At 53.2% G+C, this 17,289-nt stretch carries 12 protein-coding genes; 7 read left to right on the top strand and 5 right to left on the bottom strand.

Annotated elements, in window-relative coordinates:
* Positions 1 to 73: 73 nt before the first annotated feature.
* From gcvT to PAECUDRAFT_RS14490, 7 genes are all read left to right on the top strand, one after another.
* A complete protein-coding gene (gcvT, locus tag PAECUDRAFT_RS14460; RefSeq protein WP_006038846.1) occupies positions 74 to 1,204 on the top strand; it encodes a glycine cleavage system aminomethyltransferase GcvT in 1,131 nt (376 codons plus the stop codon).
* A 6-nt stretch (positions 1,205 to 1,210) separates the two neighbouring features.
* A complete protein-coding gene (gene gcvPA, locus PAECUDRAFT_RS14465) occupies positions 1,211 to 2,581 on the top strand; it encodes an aminomethyl-transferring glycine dehydrogenase subunit GcvPA (RefSeq protein ID WP_006038847.1) in 1,371 nt (456 codons plus the stop codon).
* Entirely contained in the window at positions 2,578 to 4,053 is a 1,476-nt protein-coding gene (gene gcvPB / locus PAECUDRAFT_RS14470) for an aminomethyl-transferring glycine dehydrogenase subunit GcvPB (protein WP_006038848.1), read from the top strand. The genes gcvPA and gcvPB overlap by 4 nt, the downstream gene beginning before the upstream one ends.
* 176 nt (positions 4,054 to 4,229) lie before the next feature.
* Positions 4,230 to 6,152: an LTA synthase family protein gene (locus PAECUDRAFT_RS14475; protein WP_006038849.1), complete on the top strand. Its 1,923-nt coding sequence runs from the start codon at positions 4,230 to 4,232 to the stop codon at positions 6,150 to 6,152.
* A gap of 7 nt (positions 6,153 to 6,159) precedes the next feature.
* Entirely contained in the window at positions 6,160 to 6,834 is a 675-nt protein-coding gene (locus tag PAECUDRAFT_RS14480; protein WP_006038850.1) for a phosphatase PAP2 family protein, read from the top strand.
* Between the two features lie 95 nt (positions 6,835 to 6,929).
* Positions 6,930 to 7,934 (top strand): hypothetical protein, encoded by a 1,005-nt coding sequence (locus tag PAECUDRAFT_RS14485; protein ID WP_006038851.1) that lies wholly within the window; start codon positions 6,930 to 6,932, stop codon positions 7,932 to 7,934.
* Positions 7,935 to 8,021: 87 nt separating this feature from the next.
* Positions 8,022 to 8,273, top strand: a complete 252-nt coding sequence (locus PAECUDRAFT_RS14490; protein WP_006038852.1) for an NHLP leader peptide family RiPP precursor — start codon at positions 8,022 to 8,024, stop codon at positions 8,271 to 8,273.
* A gap of 40 nt (positions 8,274 to 8,313) precedes the next feature.
* Here PAECUDRAFT_RS14490 and PAECUDRAFT_RS14495 read toward each other — a convergent pair whose 3' ends face one another.
* The 5 genes from PAECUDRAFT_RS14495 to nasC form a co-directional block, all read right to left on the bottom strand.
* Positions 8,314 to 10,272, bottom strand: a complete 1,959-nt coding sequence (locus PAECUDRAFT_RS14495) for a sensor histidine kinase (protein WP_199558757.1) — start codon at positions 10,270 to 10,272, stop codon at positions 8,314 to 8,316.
* A 229-nt stretch (positions 10,273 to 10,501) separates the two neighbouring features.
* Positions 10,502 to 10,975, bottom strand: a complete 474-nt coding sequence (locus PAECUDRAFT_RS14500) for a cupin domain-containing protein (protein ID WP_006038854.1) — start codon at positions 10,973 to 10,975, stop codon at positions 10,502 to 10,504.
* A gap of 81 nt (positions 10,976 to 11,056) precedes the next feature.
* Complete coding sequence (locus PAECUDRAFT_RS14505) at positions 11,057 to 12,292, bottom strand: ABC transporter substrate-binding protein (RefSeq protein ID WP_040712658.1); 1,236 nt, start codon at positions 12,290 to 12,292, stop codon at positions 11,057 to 11,059.
* Between the two features lie 10 nt (positions 12,293 to 12,302).
* Positions 12,303 to 14,891: a putative bifunctional diguanylate cyclase/phosphodiesterase gene (locus PAECUDRAFT_RS14510; protein ID WP_050794358.1), complete on the bottom strand. Its 2,589-nt coding sequence runs from the start codon at positions 14,889 to 14,891 to the stop codon at positions 12,303 to 12,305.
* 206 nt (positions 14,892 to 15,097) lie between these two features.
* The gene (nasC, locus tag PAECUDRAFT_RS14515; protein ID WP_006038857.1) at positions 15,098 to 17,284 is read right to left on the bottom strand and encodes an assimilatory nitrate reductase catalytic subunit NasC; all 2,187 of its coding nucleotides are present in this window, start codon (positions 17,282 to 17,284) and stop codon (positions 15,098 to 15,100) included.
* Positions 17,285 to 17,289 lie beyond the last annotated feature (5 nt).

The following is a 17,289-nucleotide window of genomic DNA, read 5'->3' on the forward strand; positions in this document are numbered from 1 at the left end:
TATGACGAACAAGCGCGCGATATCCCATTCTTTTCCCCATGCAGCCCAATCCTACGCGAAGAGGTGATCCCTGATGAAAACGCTCCGGCGTACGCCCCTATTTTCCCTGTACGGCAAGCAGCCCGGTGTCCGAACCGTCGATTTTGGCGGTTGGGAATTGCCTGTGCAATTCACGAGTATCGTCAAGGAGCACGAGGCCGTCAGGCGCTCGGCTGGATTGTTCGATGTTTCGCATATGGGGAGGCTGACCGTTACTGGGCTATTTGCCGAAGCCTTCCTCCAGCGGCTTACGACTAACGACGTCTCTCTGCTTAAGGACGGCCGCGCCCAATATACGTTGATGTGCAATAACGAAGGCGGCGTCATCGACGACCTCCTCGTCTACCGATTGTCTGCGGACCAATATATGCTTGTCGTGAACGCCTCCAATACGACGCAGGTGCTGGAGTGGCTGCGCGAGCATCTCATCGGTGATATTACGATTGACAATATGACCGAGCGGACCGCCCTGCTTGCGCTCCAAGGACCGGATGCAGCAGCCATTCTCAGCGATGCTCTTGATGCTGCGCCGGGTGCAGCATGGAACAAGCTCACCTCGTTCCAATTTATGCAATCCGCTACGGTGTGCGGCGTGCCTGCACTCGTTTCACGCACCGGGTACACCGGTGAGGATGGCTTTGAGCTGTATGCAGCCGCTGCTGATGCGGAAGCGCTCTGGAACGGCTTGCTGCAGGCTGGCGAACGCTACGGCGCGGTAGCGGCTGGGCTTGGCGCGCGGGATACGCTGCGACTGGAAGCTCGCCTTCCGCTGCACGGGCATGAGCTGTCCGACTCCATAACGCCGGTCGAAGCGGGATTACGCGCATTCGTAAAACCGGATAAAGGCGATTTCATCGGACGCAGCGTGCTGCTGAAACAGCTGACCGAGGGCGCTCCACGCCGGTTGGTTGGCATCGAATTAGCAGAGCGCAGCATTCCGCGGGCGGGCTATGCGATATTCGCTGCTGACGGTGTTCAGGTTGGATATGTGACATCCGGCACACATGCGCCTACGCTCAAGCGGAACATCGGCCTTGCGCTGCTTCAGGCGGATTACGCTGCGCTAGGCACGCCGCTCCTGGTTGATATTCGCGGTGCTTCATGCCCAGCTTCCGTAGTTCCGACACCTTTCTATAAGCGTCTTCCTGCCACGGGCGGGAGGTGAGAGAGCATGCTTCCTTATCGCCATCGCTATATCCCTATGACCGCGCAGGATGAAGCGGAAATGCTGCAAGCCATAGGGGTTGCCTCGATTGATGAGCTGTTCCATGACATCCCCGCCTCCGTCCGCTTTAACGGCCAGCTCCCCGTTTCGGAGCCGCTGGATGAGTACGCGCTTTGGTCGCATATGCGCGAGCTAGCCGCTCGCAACTGCGATACCACCCGTTTGATCAGCTTCCTAGGCGCCGGCATCTACGATCACCATATCCCCGCTGTCATCGGCCATGTGCTATCGCGCTCGGAGTTCTACACAGCTTACACACCCTATCAGCCAGAAATCAGCCAAGGGGAGCTCCAAGCTATTTTTGAATTTCAATCGTATATATGTGAGTTGACTCAGATGGCTGTCGCCAACGCCAGCATGTATGACGGCGCCACTGCGCTCGCCGAAGCCGGCTTGCTCGCTTGCGGCACTACTAAGCGGAAGCGGCTTGCCGTCTCGCGGGGCATCCATCCCGAAGCGCGGCATATTCTCGCGACGACAGCCCAAGCGCTAGGGATTGAGCTCATTGAAATCGGCCTCGCTGCCGGAGTCGGCACGACGGATCTCGAACAGTTGTCCGACGTTGTCGATGATACGGTCGCGGCCGTTCTTATCCAATCGCCTAACTTCCTCGGCTGCATCGAAGCGCTCGCCTCCATCGAGCCGCTTGCCCATCATTGCGGCGCGCTTCTCGTCGTTAGCGCGAACCCGCTATCGCTCGGGGTATTGGAGCCGCCGGGCTGCCTGGGGGCAGATATCGTCGTCGGCGACGCGCAGCCGCTCGGACTCCACCAGTCATTCGGAGGACCTACCTGCGGCTTCTTTGCAGTTGCAGAGCCGCTGATGCGGCGCATGCCTGGACGGATCGTCGGACAGACCGTCGACCGGGATGGCAAACGCGGCTTCGTGCTGACGCTGCAAGCGCGTGAGCAGCATATAAGGCGCGAGAAAGCGACGTCTAACATTTGCTCCAATCAAGCGCTCCTCGCGCTTGGCGCCGCTGTCTACTTGTCGATTATGGGCCGAACGGGCTTGCAAGCTACAGCCGCGCTCAACGTACGCAAAGCGCGCTATGCTGCCTCCGCAATCGCCGCGCGGCCCGGCTTCAAGCTGCCGCTCAGCGCTCCAGCCTTCAATGAATTTGTCGTTCAACTGCCCGAGGGGCTCACGTGCACAGCAGTAAATGACCAGCTTATGGGGGACGGCATCCTTGGCGGGTACAGCCTCGAAGCGGATTATCCAGAGCTGCCTGGCTGCATGCTAATCGCCGTAACCGAGAAGCGAACCCAATCGGAAATCGATCGGTTAGCTGCACGATTGGAGGAATACGCCGTATGAACGCAAATGAACAACCCGCTCCCCCGCTTATTTTCGATCGGAGCCGTCCCGGGCGCATCGCCTGCTCCTTGCCCGCATGCGACGACGTGCCCGAGCTTCCGCTGGAGGATTGCATCCCTGCCTCTCTCCTGCGCAAGGCTCCCGCAGCGCTGCCGGAGCTATATGAGGTTGATGTCACTCGGCACTACACCGCATTATCGCGCCGCAACTTCGGCGTCGATAACGGGTTTTACCCGCTAGGATCCTGCACGATGAAATATAATCCGAAGCTGCATGAGGATATCGCTCGGCTTCCGGGACTCGCCAGCCTTCATCCGTATCAGCCGAAATCGACTGTGCAAGGCGCATTGGAATTGCTTTATACACTGCAATGCGATCTCGCTGCGATAACGGGCATGGACGCCGTTTCGCTCCAGCCGGCCGCCGGAGCCCATGGGGAGTGGACCGGCCTGCGCATGATCCGCGCTTATCACGAGAGCCGCGGCGAACGGCGCACGCAAGTGCTCGTGCCCGATTCCTCTCACGGCACCAATCCGGCGAGTGCCGCCGCTGCCGGCTATACAGCCGTAACGCTGAAGTCTGATGCGCGCGGGCTCGTCGATCTCGATGCGCTGCGCGCTGCGGTCGGCCCCGACACCGCGGCGCTTATGCTGACCAATCCGAATACGCTCGGGCTGTTCGAGGAGCAGATCGTTGAGATCGCGGACATCGTTCACCAAGCCGGCGGTCTGCTTTATTATGACGGCGCGAACGCGAATGCCATCATGGGCATCGCTCGCCCCGGCGACATGGGCTTCGATGTCGTCCATCTCAATTTGCACAAAACGATGAGCACGCCGCATGGCGGCGGCGGTCCTGGCTCCGGCCCCGTAGGCGTCAAACGGCTGCTGGAGCCCTTTTTGCCCGCGCCGCTTATTGCCCGCCTTCCCGACGATTCCTTCGACTATGATCACGATCGCCCGCTGTCCATCGGCCGCGTGAAGCCGTTCCACGGCAACTTCGGCATCCTTGTGCGCGCTTATGCCTATATTCGCTCGTACGGCGCAGAAGGGCTGCGGCGCGTATCGGAATGTGCGGTCCTGAATGCCAACTATATGCGGAGCCGCCTTAGCCCCGCCTTCCATATGCCTTACTCCGGCATCTGCAAGCATGAGTTCGTCCTATCCGGCTCACGGCAAAAGGCGTATGGCGTCCGAACGTTCGATATGGCGAAGCGACTGCTCGACTTCGGCTTTCATCCGCCTACCGTTTACTTTCCTCTCATCGTGGAAGAGAGTATGATGATTGAGCCGACTGAAACGGAAAGCAAAGAAACGCTCGACCGCTTCATCGATACGATGCTCCAGATTGCTTGGGAAGCCGAGCATGCGCCAGAGAAGGTTCTGGAAGCGCCAACGAGCACAGTCGTCAGCCGTCTCGATGAGACGCTAGCTGCACGGAAACCGATTTTGAATTGCTCTTGCGACTACTGAACGCGGATTCGCCGAGAGCCAAGAGCAGGGCCATTATCCAGATCGTGCTTCCAAAGCGCTGTTGTTAGCAATGGCGACATTTAATATGAGTTGTATTCATCCACACAAATCATTAAAATTATAAATTAGTTTACAAACGTCAACGAAGAGATCGGGAGATCGAGGTGGGATTGATTGTGAGTCACAATCGGAGAACGTGGTTGTACAGTCCTTTTTTTATTTTTTCAATTGTTATGATCATCAAAGTTTATATGTCGTGGCAGGTCATTTACGACATCGGCTTCAGCTGGAAGCCGCTGCTTACTGAGCTTCCCGCGATCTGGGCCATATTCGCCATCATTGAGCTGCTAGCGTCCAAGCGCAAGCTTGGTATTTATCTCGCCGTCAACTTACTGCTCACAGGCGTCTATTTTGCCGTCATTATGTACTACAAGTACTTTGGCATTATCGTCACGTATCATGCGCTCGCGCAAGTCGGGCAGGTCGGAGAGGTCAAAGGAAGCGTCTTTCAGCTTATGCATCCCTCTTTCCTGCTTATCTTCACCGACATTGTCGCTATCGGCCTTGCACTAACCTTCAGCAAAAAAGCGCGCGGCTGGGCTTCCGTCTCTGCCGCACGCTTTCCACGATCAGCAATGGCCTCATTGCTGGTCGTTATGCTGGCTGTCGCGCTCGTAACCGTATGGCAGCATAAAGATGTCATTAACGAGGTGCGCCAAACAGAAGAAATGGGCATCGTCAACTATGAGCTTTACAAGGTTGCAACAAGCGGCAAAGACGATCGAACCGTTGCCATCTCGGAAGTTACGCCAGAAGCGATCATGAAGCTGAAGGGCAACACGCCTGTCCCTGCCGGGGACAAGCCGGCGGATTGGGCCGCTGCGCAAGGACGGAACGTTATCGTCATTCAGATGGAAGCTTTCCAAAACTTCCTGCTCGGCTTGAAGGTGAATGGGCATGAGGTTACGCCGAACCTGAATAAGCTGAAGGATGAATCGGTTTATTTTAAGCATATGTTCCAAATGGTCGGGCAAGGCAACACGTCGGATGCCGAGTTTATGACCAATACTTCGTTGTATGTGCCGCCCATCGGCGCTGCAACCGATGAATATGTCGATCATGCGATTCCTTCTTTGCCGAAGCGGTTCGAGAAAGCGGGCTACCTTGCTGCAACGTTCCATACGAATGACGTGAAGTTCTGGAATCGCGACAAGCTTTACAGCGCGCTCGGCTTCAACTACTACTATGATAAAGAATGGTACGGCACGGAAGATACGATTGCATTCGGTTCGTCGGACAAAATCCTTTATGAACAAGCGATCAAAGAAATTGCCGATATAAACAAATCCGGCCAACGGGTATACGCCAACATCATCTCGATGTCATCGCATCATCCCTTCAATTTCCTGCCGGACTCGGTGGAGAAGCTGCAGCTGCCTGAGCAATACGAAGGCTCCTTCGCCGGCAATTATATTCAATCGCAGCATTATGCCGATGAGGCGATCGGCCTTCTAATCGACAAACTGAAGGAATATGGTCTATGGGATAACACAATGCTGGTTATCTACGGCGACCACATGGGACTGCCGGTATACTCGCTCAACGATACAGATCGCGAGCTGCTGCAATCCATACTTGGCAAACCTTATTCCTATACGGATATGCTCAATATTCCGCTCATCATCGCAGCTCCAGGCGCGCTTGAGCCTGAGGTGCGCATGCAAACTGCCGGCCAAGTCGATATCATGCCGACTATCGCAAACTTAGCGGGCATTCCGCTCGATAATGAAATTTATTTTGGCCAAGATCTAATGAATCATACAAGTAACCTGCTGCCTGAACGTTATTATTTGCCATCGGGCTCACTTATTAACGACAAGAGCATCTTCGTGCCTGGCGAACAGTTCAAGGACGGCGTTGTCTATCCGTTGCCTGGAGATCCTGCCGAAGCGCCTTATCCGGCGCAATCGGAATTCGACCGTGCGCTCAAGCTGCTTGAGCTATCGCATACCTATGCAAAGTCGCTGCCGCCTGCCGAGGGACATGTCCCTTCGGGCGCTGCGCGCACATCAAATCAGACTCAGAATGAAGGAGATTGATATCATCATGTCAATACGGACAAAGTGGCTCAGTCGTGAGCGGCTTGCTTTCTTCGCCCCGCTGCTGTTGATGCTCGTCTTTCCCGTTCTCGGTTATTTGTACAAAGTGTTCAATCAACCGGATCACGAGGTATACAGCCTTGTGACGTCCTTCGATAAGGCAACCCCGTTCCTGAGGGCGTTCGTCTTGCCATACAGCGTATGGATTGTTTATATCTACATCTGCCTGGTTTATTTCTTCTTCAAGGACCGGACATCGTACTACCGCGGCGTACTTATGTACACGCTATGCGCTTTGACCTGCTATATGATTTACTCGGTATTCCAGACAACCGTACCTCGGCCTGAGGTTATTGGCGACGATGTATTCTCGCAGCTGATGCGTTACGTATATGAACGGGACCGCCCGTTCAACTGCTTCCCGAGCATTCACTGCTTCTCCAGCTATCTCATGATGCGCCTGCTCGCCGTGAGCCCTGCGCGCAATTGGCTGAACCGGACGCTCATCTACGGAATGTCATCAACAATTATCATGTCGACGCTGTTCGTCAAACAGCATGTGCTCTGGGACGTCATTGGCGCAATCGCGCTTGTCGAAGTAATGTACCTGCTTGTTATCGTGCTGCTGCCGCGCGCGATTGGCTCACGCCAACGCCAGCGCCAGCGCGGGTTGGACGCTTAAATCAGAAGAGCCGTGCGAGATTACTCGCACGGCTCTTTTCTTGTATAATCGGTTTAAACAATTGCGACAATACAAGTGCTGGAGGGAATAGCCTAATGAAGAGCTGGTTTACTGACTATAAGGATTCATTATCGACAGTTGCTGCCCAAGTAGCTGAACGAATACAGGCTTTTCCCGAGCCGCTCGCGTCAGCAGGGAGCGAGTATTGGCGTGCCTACAATCCATTAGAGCAAGGCAGCACCAAAAACTATATCTGTTACCTGCTCCCCCTATGGACGAACGAGTCCTGTAACCTTTCCGAGGACAAGGTCGAACGGCTTACGACTTCTTGCATATTCGCTATGCTTTATTTCTTCTTGCTGGACGATCGGGCTGACCGCCAGCCCACCGACAAGCTTAGCGCGATTTCCCCCGCTCACGCCGTCGCGTTGACAGCTCTCTTCCACGATGAAATGATGCGGCTGTTTCAATCAGAATTTCCAGCCGACTCGCTATTCTGGACGTTGTATCGGCGATATCTGAGCGAGTGGGCAATTGCCGTTGCAACTGAGCAAGAGCAGCGACTCCCGTATGGCTCGATCTCGGAACCAGCCGAAGCGTTTAATTTTGCAAACAAGTCTGCTCCAGTAAAGCTGGCTGCTGCTTGTATCGCGATAGCTGCCGGGAAGGAGCATTGGATCCCTTCCTTCGAGGCCGCCATTAATCGAATCCTGCTTACACTTCAGATGATGGATGACTGGATGGACTGGGAAGAGGACTGGGAGCAGGGCAGCAATAGCAACATGTTGATTATCCATTTGAACCAGCGTTATCATGCCAGCCTCCCCATCGATCAACCACGAGCTCCTCTCGATCGCAAGCAACTGGAAGACGAGCTTTATCTAAAAAGCGGCTTGCGCTCATTCGCGACAATAGCGTCCGACGCACATCAATCGTTGCTGGAAAACTCGATCAGCGAGCCGGAACTGGAAAAAACGATAATGCATGTACATTCCTTTCACGAAACATTGACCAAACAACTAAATGATGTCGCTAATCAGATCGAACAAAATAAATTATCGTTAATGCATGGCGGAATTTTTAATTTTTTGTCGAAATAAGGATAAATATGATAGATTTTAATTCTTTTGCATGATAGAATTAGGAAGAAAGAACTACTACTATTGTGCGAAGGGATTGGAGATCACATGGCGAACGCAGAACTATTAAAACAGCAGCTTATTCAGAAAGCATGGGAAGACGAGGCTTTCAAACAACTACTGCTCTCCGATCCGAATGCAGCTTTAAAGGATGCTTACGGTATCGATGTACCAGCTAACTTAAAGCTGAAAGCACTTGAAGAAACTGATACAGAACTCTACCTTGTTATTCCTCAGAAACCTAGCAGCAATCAGCTGAAGTCTAGCGCAACAAGCACTACCGAAGGATACGAGTGGTAATTGCGCAATTGCTATCAACAACAAGAACTGCCAAAGGCTTCTATGCCTCAGCAGTTCTTTTTTGTTTCTCATTTACCTGACTATCGGCAGCTGCGGACGGAAGTCGGATGATTGCCTCTGTCCCTACACCTTTCTGACTACGAAACCGCAACGTACCCTGCATAACCTCAATAATGCGGAAAGTGACCATTAATCCTAGCCCGGTGCCTTTAGACTTATTTGTAAAGTAAGGCTCACCTAGTTTTGCCAGAGCTTCTTCTTCAATTCCTTCTCCATTATCAGCAATGCACACGACGACGTCGTTATCTTCGACCCGCGCAATAATTTGAATCCAGCCATTGCCGCGGTTCGTCGCCTCAAGACTATTCTTCACCATGTTGATGAGTGCTTGTTTAAACTTGGCCGTATTCCCCATAGCATACAGATTGGGTTCAACTTCCAATTCAATTTTAGCCCCCTGCATCGTCGCAAGCGGTGACATCATTGCCTCAATCTGACTAAGCTCTTCGGTTATACAAAGCAGCGTGACATCTTCCAACTGCGGCTTAGCAAACGTAAGAAAGTCGGTAATAATGCTGGATGCCCGATCCAGCTCTTGAATCGCCATATGCAGGAAGCGCTTATCCTTCTCTTGCACGGACTTATCCCCCATTAACTGAAGGAAACCTCTAGTGACCTGCAGAGGGTTTCGAACTTCGTGAGCAACGGACGCAGCCAACTGGCTAATGATTTCCATTTTTTCTGAACGCTGCAGCTCATGATTGAACATCTCCAGCTCTTTAGAATACCGTATTATGCGATCATAATTACTTGAAAATTGCCTGCCCATGACAGCAATTAATGAAAGGATAAAGCACAACAGTCCCCATTTCCACCAGATTAGTTGGTAACTGTTATCCCCATAATACAAAACCAAGTTATAAATTCCTGCAATAGAGAAAAGTCCGAAGCCAATTGAAATGAGCAACGCATCCCTATTCCCTTTGATTGTAGAGCTAATCGAATAAGTGGAAAGAATGATAAACTGCACTAAAAAAGAGACACCTAATAGTGGTACCATAATAATACTCAGGCCAAACAGGTCGATGTTGAACCTGTCAAACACATAGGTTACGAGCGCAAGAGCCGAACAGATCATCTGGGCGATGCGCAGCTTTCTAATCAAACCAAACGCTCCACCACCGAACACAATCTCGAAGAAAAGCGTAAAGATCGGTACGATCGATAATAAACCAATGTCGAACAGACTAGACAGCAGAACTCCATTTTCTCGTTTAGCAAAGTGATGGAATGCTGGCGAATACCCCAGCACCATGCACCCAATACACAAGATAATAAGACATAATGACAGCCAGAGCGCAATCTGCTGTCTCTTGAGAAAGAATAAACACACTGCCATAATAAGCGCCAAAAAAATCAAGGCGCTTCCATATATCACATCAATAACATCATATTTTACATATTCGGGTTCCATTTGATAATAATCTCCAAGAAGGATGTCTGACGTAATCGCGATACGTCCCTTGACTGACTGAAGCTTAATAGTCAACACGCTTCCACTATCCGTAGGAAACAGCGGTAACAGCATATACACCGCATCTTTTCCATATGACCGTTCGGAATGATAAAACGGCATGCTCTGTCCTTCCCTGAATGCATCAATCGACGTACTTCGAATTCCCTTAAACCAGATTGCTGGCGTTAACCAATCGAGTTCAGGGAGTTTGACCTGGATAAGCGCTCCGCCAATACCATCAGGCATACTTGGCATTGGATGCAATGCATCTGCCTTTACCCAGCCTTTGACACCGATTACTCGATCGATCGGTTCAGCAGCTTCCTCAACCGACAGCCACTTATACTCCCAGTTCGTGATCGCAACAGCAGGCTGATCCGCCGCATTGGGCTGGTCAGCAGCTTCAACTGGCAACGCGATGCTGCCAATCCCTATAACAACCAACACTAGCCATAACATTAATTTAACGAACGCTTTCATCATACGCCTCCATGGTATCCAATAAGCGCAAGCTATAGGAATAACGGGCAAATCCCCCGATTTTATCACCTCTCCTATCATTCGACAGTATTCGATATTCTCCCTGCCTAAAGTAACATTAATATACAAAATATTTATGAATCGATTGGTCTGGCGCCCAACAAAAAACCGACCATTCACAAAGGCTTCAATCCCTCGCAAAGGCCGGTTCTTCATTCGCTTGATGCGACTGTTATTTACTACCGATCAGCTTGAAATCATCATAATGGAAGCCTGGCGCCACGACGCAAGATACGAGCACTGGCTCATCGCCAAGCGGGCGAGCCTTCTGCCATACACGAGCAGGCACGAGCGCTTGCGGATGCTGTCCAGCCGCTACGTCGGCTCCAATAATAATTTCCGTCTCTTCCCCCGGGAGCTCGCCGTCGCCGCCCAGCGTCAGCAGCAACGGGCTGCCCGAATGCCACAGCCACAGCTCATCCGATAAAACAGTGTGCCATGCGGATTGCTCGCCCGGATGAAGGACAAAATAAATCGACGAAGCCGAGAAGCGCGGGCCCGAATAATCGCCGCCTAACGTCTCCTGCGGTATCGTGAACGATGCTTTCCACAATTCTTTGTACCATCCGCCTTCGACATGCGGCTTCAGCCCGAGCTGCTCCACAAGCGGCGAAATCTCGATTGTTGCGGTCTTCGAAGTGCTCATCTCCCGATCACCTATCCATTCTCTCTGTAATAATCAATAGACTCTAGTGTAGTCTGATTAAATCGGATTGTAAATGGACGATCATTGGTTGCCCAAATGAACCCCATTCGTATCGTGTGGTGCGAAGAACGAGAGCTGATCCGATAATTCGCTGCGAATCGTTGATTCAATCGTTTCGATCACCCGCTCCGGTGTCATCAGGGTCGTATAGCGCCAACCGATCTCCTTGTCCCATATCGCGCTCGCTTGGGCATCAAGCGGCGTCGTGTAGACCGGCGCGAGCTTGTCATACCATTTCGAAGAATATAGCGAAGCGCGGTAACGCTGCTCATTTTCTAGCTGGTACTGCATATACGCCCATGCGGCCTCCTTGTTCTTGCTCTGCTTCGGTATCGCGTACACCCAGCCCGAAATGATGCCATACTGATTAAAGGGAAGCCGCGTGATTTGCCACTTGTCCGCTAGCTTAGGCAACCATTCTGACAGCTGTTCGGTTGCCCATTCCCCATTGACGAACATAACCAATTCACCACTGCGAAGCGCCTCCTGCCCGGCGGCATCCCAGATGGACGCACCTAGCGGCAGCTGCTCCTTATACGCAGCCCTCGCGATACGCAGCGCATCGATATATGCATTCGTGTTGCGCACGAATGAGCCATTTGATCGAAAAAACCCGTTCGTAAACCCATAAATCTCGAACGGATCCGTCGGCTGCTGCATCGTACGCTTGCCCTTCTTCGCTAACGCTCTAGTCATTTGAAGCCAGCGCTCTGAGCTTTCCATGTAAGTACCAAGCTGCTCTGGATCGCTCGGAAACCCATTTTCCTTCAGCACATCTGCTCGGTAAAAGGTGACGCCAGCATGCAGCGATCTTGGCATAAATACCAGCTTCATATTCTTTAACGAGCGAAACCGCTCCAAACTCAGCCCGGGAAAATAACGGTTCGCCGCTTCCACCGCATTGTAGGGAGGCATAGACAAATCCTCAAATGTATCAAAATTAATGAGGCCGCTCATCTGCCCATAATCCAATTCGATCAGATCCGGCGGGTTGCTGCTGTCCAGCGCCGCCAATATCTCTTCAACGGAGCTTCTCGACGTGAGCTTCCTTTGAATGTTCACGTTGCGGCTCTTCTCGAATGCTCCGGCATCCCCTTCCTCATAGGAATAAGAGGTTAATAGATGCAGCGTTCGGCTAGCTTCCGCCACCTCCGGCTTTGCCGACTGGATGACAGGCTCCTCTTGAAAAACATGCTGCGCCGGCGTACAGCCTTGCACGAAGAGCATTACGCCCAGCAGCAAGACTCCCGTTCGCATCCCCTTCCCCCTATTCAATGCGCATCCCTCCCCGCCCAAACCACTTGCCCATCTCTTGCGCCGGCAACGCTCGGCTGTAATAGAAACCTTGCTGCAAGCAGCAGCCAGCAGTCTTCAGCGCTTCAGATTCGCCATTCGTTTCGACGCCCTCCGCGACAACAAGCCAATTCCTTGCCTGAGCAAGCAGCAGCATCGTCTGGACGATCGACAGCTTGTCCTTATCTCGATCCAGCTCATGAACGAAGGTCCGGTCAATTTTGAAACCATCCACCGGCATGCGATTCAATAAGCCAAGCGAGGAATAGCCCGTGCCAAAATCATCGATCCATACTTTCACGCCGCGCTGCTTCAAGCGGTGCAGTTCAGCAATAACCCGCTCAGGATGCTTGGCGAACACTTCCTCCGTAATCTCAACCTCTAACAACTCAGGCGGAATGCCCGTTTCTGTCAGCAGTTCCTCCAAATAATCAACGATTCCATGCAGCTGGATCTGCGTTGGAGATAAATTGATCGCGACTGGCACAACCGGTTCGCCATTATCCAGCCATTCCTTGATTTGGCGACATGCTTCTCTTGCGACCCATTCCCCAATCGGCTTCAACAATCCGCAGCTTTCCGCCATCGGAATGAATACCCCAGGGGAAATCGGACCATATTCAGGATGCGTCCATCGCAGCAGCGCCTCAATAGAAATCGTCCGCTCCGCGCCCCGATCATAGATCGGCATGTAATGAAGCTGGAGCTGCCGGCGATCCACCGCTTTGCGCAGCTCGAATTCTAGCCTCATCCGCTGTGAGAGGTCCGTCTTCGGCGGAGTGAAGAAGGAGTACCCATTACCGCCGATCGCTTTGGAATCGTACATGGCGAAATCAGCATTTTTGACAATCGTCTCCGCCTCCAAGCCACTTATCGCAGACGATCCGATGCCGACGCTAGCCGTCACGTAGAGCTCCTCGCCTCCAATATGGAACGGATTCTCCAAGTCAGCCAGCAGCTCCGTCGCCAGCGCACGTGCCTCCTCCTCCTCCGCAATGAGCACGAGCACGAATTCATCGCCCCCAAGGCGAGCCATAAACATATGCGGTTCCAAATCCCTTGAAAGCCGCACCGCCACTTGCTGCAGCAGCAGGTCGCCTACCGCATGGCCAAGCGTATCGTTAATATGCTTGAACCGATCCAAATCAACGAACATGACATATACTTCCTGCCCTTCGCTCTGCTGCGCCTGCTCAACCGCTTGCCGCAAATGCTCATGGAAATGCAAGCGATTCGGCAAACCTGTCAACGAGTCGTAATAAGCTAGTTCTCTTGACTCCTTGAACATCGTACTCAGCTTCAAGGTGACGACACGAAAGTTGCTCACAAGCCAGTTAATCTCTTCCAGATTCGATTGCGGCCACACGAGCGCCTCGCCCGCCTTCACCTTATCGGGAATGCCGGCAGACATCATCGCCAATCGATGTACAGCGCGAACGAGAAACCGATGAATGAACAGTGCGAACAGGCCAAAAATAATGCTGATATAGATGCCGCTCATCAGCTGTGCGGCGTAGACGCTGTACACCTCGTTGCGATACGAATCGAGCGGCAGCCGGACATACAGGACGAAATCATCCAAATACACCGGATAAGTGTAGGACATCTTCATCCACTGCTCACCTGCAAGCCCCGGCCCTGGCGGCTCCGGCGACCACATTTGCCCGTGCAGCGGACCGTTTTTTTGCCGACTGACGAGTCCATGCCATTGCTGCATTGGCATCGTCCCGTTCGATACGATCAGCAAGCTTTGGCCATCACGTGAATGCAATTCGGCCTCATAGGGGGTCGAGGAAAGTACGTTCTGGATCAAATTGCGAACATCGGCCAACTCCAGGTACCCGTGAAGGCGCAAGCCTCGAAGCTCCGCATCTGACATCGCTTGGAAGCCCAATTCCAACATCATTGCCGACTGGCTCGCTTGCTGCTTGAGGTCGCGCATCATATTTTCCTTAAATGTATGCCCCCCATTAATAAAAAACAGCATAGAAGAGCCGAGCATCGCAGCCAACGTAATATGCAGCAATGCACGGGATATTCGCAGCGTAGCGCCCGTCCTCGCCGAGGCATGCCCAAGCAGAACGCTGACTCTTCCGTATTTTTGCGCCAGCTCAGCAATAAGCGCATTTCCTAAACCGCCGGCCAAAACCGTATAAGTGAAAAATAAAGTCTCTTGCGTCGAATGACCTGCATGCCAATGCATATATAGCTGCATGGGCATGCCGATGAATAGCCAGTACAACGCATTAGCGCCGATCATCCCGAGCTTCCGCCACCGGCTTGCCAGAGCCGCAGTAAGCGCGATTTCCACGGTATGGAGCAGAAAGCTTGAACTTGGCAGCACGAAGCTTATAACAGCGCCATGCACGAGGACAAGCAGCAGCAAGCCCGCTCGCCAGCCGAACAACTGCGATGCTAACAGCAGGAGTGCCCCGCCGCACGAAAAGCCCGTCCCGAAAAACAGCTCAACGGGATAGGCATACGATAAGTAGGCAAAAAGACCTATAAGGCTATAAACAATCATTTTTCTATATACTCGAAAAGGCTGAGGGCGATTCATCATGCTGTCTCCTTCTAGGTGTTGAATCCATAGTCCTACTTTCTTAATCGGCGAATACGAAGCCATTTTCGAGGGAAATAAATGGATTCTACAGCAACTCCTTCACTTTCTGCGGAGCGGTGTTTTCATTGTTTGAAATCAAAAAAACAGAGAGGCGTCATGCGCCTCTCTGTTCCAATCCGTTCGTTTGTTCGTTATATACAAATGAATTAGGCATAATGCTCGACGACGAGCGGGCGAACATGAACCGCGCACACCTTAAAGCCCGGCATGCGACAGGTAGGGTCAAGCGCCTGATTCGTCACTTTGTTCACATTTTGCACGTCGCCCCAATGCATCGGAACGAATACCGTATCCTCGCGAATGCTCCGCGTTACGCGGCAGCGAACGACTATCTCGCCGCGGCGAGACGTCAAGGTAACGAGCTGGCCATCCGCAACGCCAAACCGCTTCGCCGCATTCGGATGAAGCTCGACGAACGATTCAAAGTCGCGTGATGCCAGCGTATGGCTGCGCCTTGTCTGCACACCCGTCAGATAATGGCTGAGCACGCGGCCCGTCGTCAGATAGATCGGATAGGCTTCATCTGTTCGTTCATCCGGGAAGTGGTTCTCAACCGGCACAAGCTCCGCCAGACCGTCCGAATGAGCGAATGTCGACTCGAACAGCCGTCCATCGCCGACATGGTCGAGCGACGGGCAAGGCCAGTAGACGCCTTCCTCGCGGCGCAGCCGCTCGTACGTAATGCCGTAGTAGTCCGCCACTCCGCCTTTGCTCGCGATACGCAGCTCCTCGAATATCTCTTCGGCATCCGAATACGCAAAGTATTGGCCTCGACCCAGACGCTCAGCCAGATCGCACAGAATCCGCCAGTCGTGGCGCGCTTCCCCGGGAGCCGGGCGACTGCCTTCACGCAGCAGCACGCGCCCTTCCAAGTTAGTCAGCGTGCCTTTGTTCTCCAGATAGGACGTGACCGGCAAAATAAGATCCGCTGAACGTGCCGTCTCCGACATAAACATATCGGCCACGACGAGAAACTCCAGCCGCTCCATCGCTTCTTCCACAAGGTTCGCGTTCGGATTCGACACGACCGGATTCGAGCCCATCACGATCAGCGCGCGAATTTCGCGATCATGGACTTTCTCCATCATTTCATAGGCGGAGACCCCTTTGCCCGGCAGCTCGCTCGGATCGATATTCCATACGCCAGCGATATACGCGCGATGCGCTTCATTCTCGATCAAGCGATATCCCGGCAGCTGATCGGCCTTCTGGCCGTGCTCGCGCCCGCCTTGGCCATTGCCTTGCCCTGTGACGGCGCCATAACCGCAGCCTGGCTTGCCGATTTTTCCGGTCAGCAGCGTCAAATTCAAAAAATTGCGAACCGCCATAAAGCCATCCGTCTGCTGTTCGACACCGCGAGCGGTGAACACCATGCCCGTTTCGGCCTTGCCGAAAGCGATCGCCGCCTTGCGGATCGATTCCGCAGGGACGCCCGCCAGCTCCGCAATCGCTTCAACGGATTGCGCTTCAATATGAGCTCGCAGCGCATCATAGCCTTTGGTTCGAGCGCGAACGAACTTCTCGTCGACGAGCCCTTCCTCGATTAGCGCACGCAGCATGCCGTTCGCCAGCGCAGCGTCCATGCCCGGTTTTACCCGCAAATGCAGGTCCGCCATCTTCGACGTGCCCGTCTCCCGCGGATCAATGACGATAATATAGGCGCCATTTTCCTTGGCCTTCGTGAAATACGGCGTCAGGGTCGGTTGGCATTCCGCAATGTTCGTCCCCGTCAGGATGATACACTTCGCAAGCGGAATGTCAGAGAGCGGATTCGTCAGGCCGCGGTCAATGCCAAACGTTTTGTTGCCGGCCGATGCCGCCGCCGACATGCAAAACCGCCCGTTGTAATCGATATAGCGGGTGCGAAGCGCCACACGGGCGAATTTGCCGAGCAGATAAGCCGACTCATTCGTCAGCGAGCCTCCGCCATACAAGCCAATCGCATCGCGGCCATGCTGTGCCGCGATCGCTTGCAGCCGCTCCGCCATCATCGCGTTCGCTTCCTCCCACGAGATTCGCTCGAACGTATCGCCGCGGCGCGCCATCGGATATACGATCCGGTCATCGCTAACAGCATGCTGATACGCATTCATGCCTTTGACGCATAGCCGCCCTTCGGACGCCTTGTTCGGCTTCGCCTCGACCGCATACTGCACAGGCTCATCATAATCGAGCACCGGCGCATTGCCGCCTGCTGCCAATAGCGCGTTAGGCGCAAACTCGGTCAGCCGCATCTTGCACTGAACGCTGCAAAATGGACACTGCGTCTCCATAACAAAAGGGCTGGCCGAAGCCCCTTGCGCTGTTCCTTGCCTATCTTTTACAGGTTGCATGCTCA

Origin of the sequence: Paenibacillus curdlanolyticus YK9 (assembly GCF_000179615.1) — a bacterium.
GTDB lineage: Bacteria > Bacillota > Bacilli > Paenibacillales > Paenibacillaceae > Paenibacillus_T > Paenibacillus_T curdlanolyticus.

Excerpts from the sequence above, each read along its gene's own strand:
- gcvT (WP_006038846.1), top strand. The coding sequence starts at position 74 with ATGAAAACGCTCCGGCGTACGCCCCTATTTTCCCTGTACGGCAAGCAG.
- gcvPA (WP_006038847.1), top strand. The coding sequence starts at position 1,211 with ATGCTTCCTTATCGCCATCGCTATATCCCTATGACCGCGCAGGATGAA.
- gcvPB (WP_006038848.1), top strand. The coding sequence starts at position 2,578 with ATGAACGCAAATGAACAACCCGCTCCCCCGCTTATTTTCGATCGGAGC.
- PAECUDRAFT_RS14480 (WP_006038850.1), top strand. The coding sequence starts at position 6,160 with ATGTCAATACGGACAAAGTGGCTCAGTCGTGAGCGGCTTGCTTTCTTC.
- PAECUDRAFT_RS14485 (WP_006038851.1), top strand. The coding sequence starts at position 6,930 with ATGAAGAGCTGGTTTACTGACTATAAGGATTCATTATCGACAGTTGCT.
- PAECUDRAFT_RS14490 (WP_006038852.1), top strand. The coding sequence starts at position 8,022 with ATGGCGAACGCAGAACTATTAAAACAGCAGCTTATTCAGAAAGCATGG.
- PAECUDRAFT_RS14495 (WP_199558757.1), bottom strand. The coding sequence starts at position 10,272 with ATGATGAAAGCGTTCGTTAAATTAATGTTATGGCTAGTGTTGGTTGTT.
- PAECUDRAFT_RS14500 (WP_006038854.1), bottom strand. The coding sequence starts at position 10,975 with ATGAGCACTTCGAAGACCGCAACAATCGAGATTTCGCCGCTTGTGGAG.
- PAECUDRAFT_RS14505 (WP_040712658.1), bottom strand. The coding sequence starts at position 12,292 with ATGCGAACGGGAGTCTTGCTGCTGGGCGTAATGCTCTTCGTGCAAGGC.
- PAECUDRAFT_RS14510 (WP_050794358.1), bottom strand. The coding sequence starts at position 14,891 with ATGATGAATCGCCCTCAGCCTTTTCGAGTATATAGAAAAATGATTGTT.
- nasC (WP_006038857.1), bottom strand. The coding sequence starts at position 17,284 with ATGCAACCTGTAAAAGATAGGCAAGGAACAGCGCAAGGGGCTTCGGCC.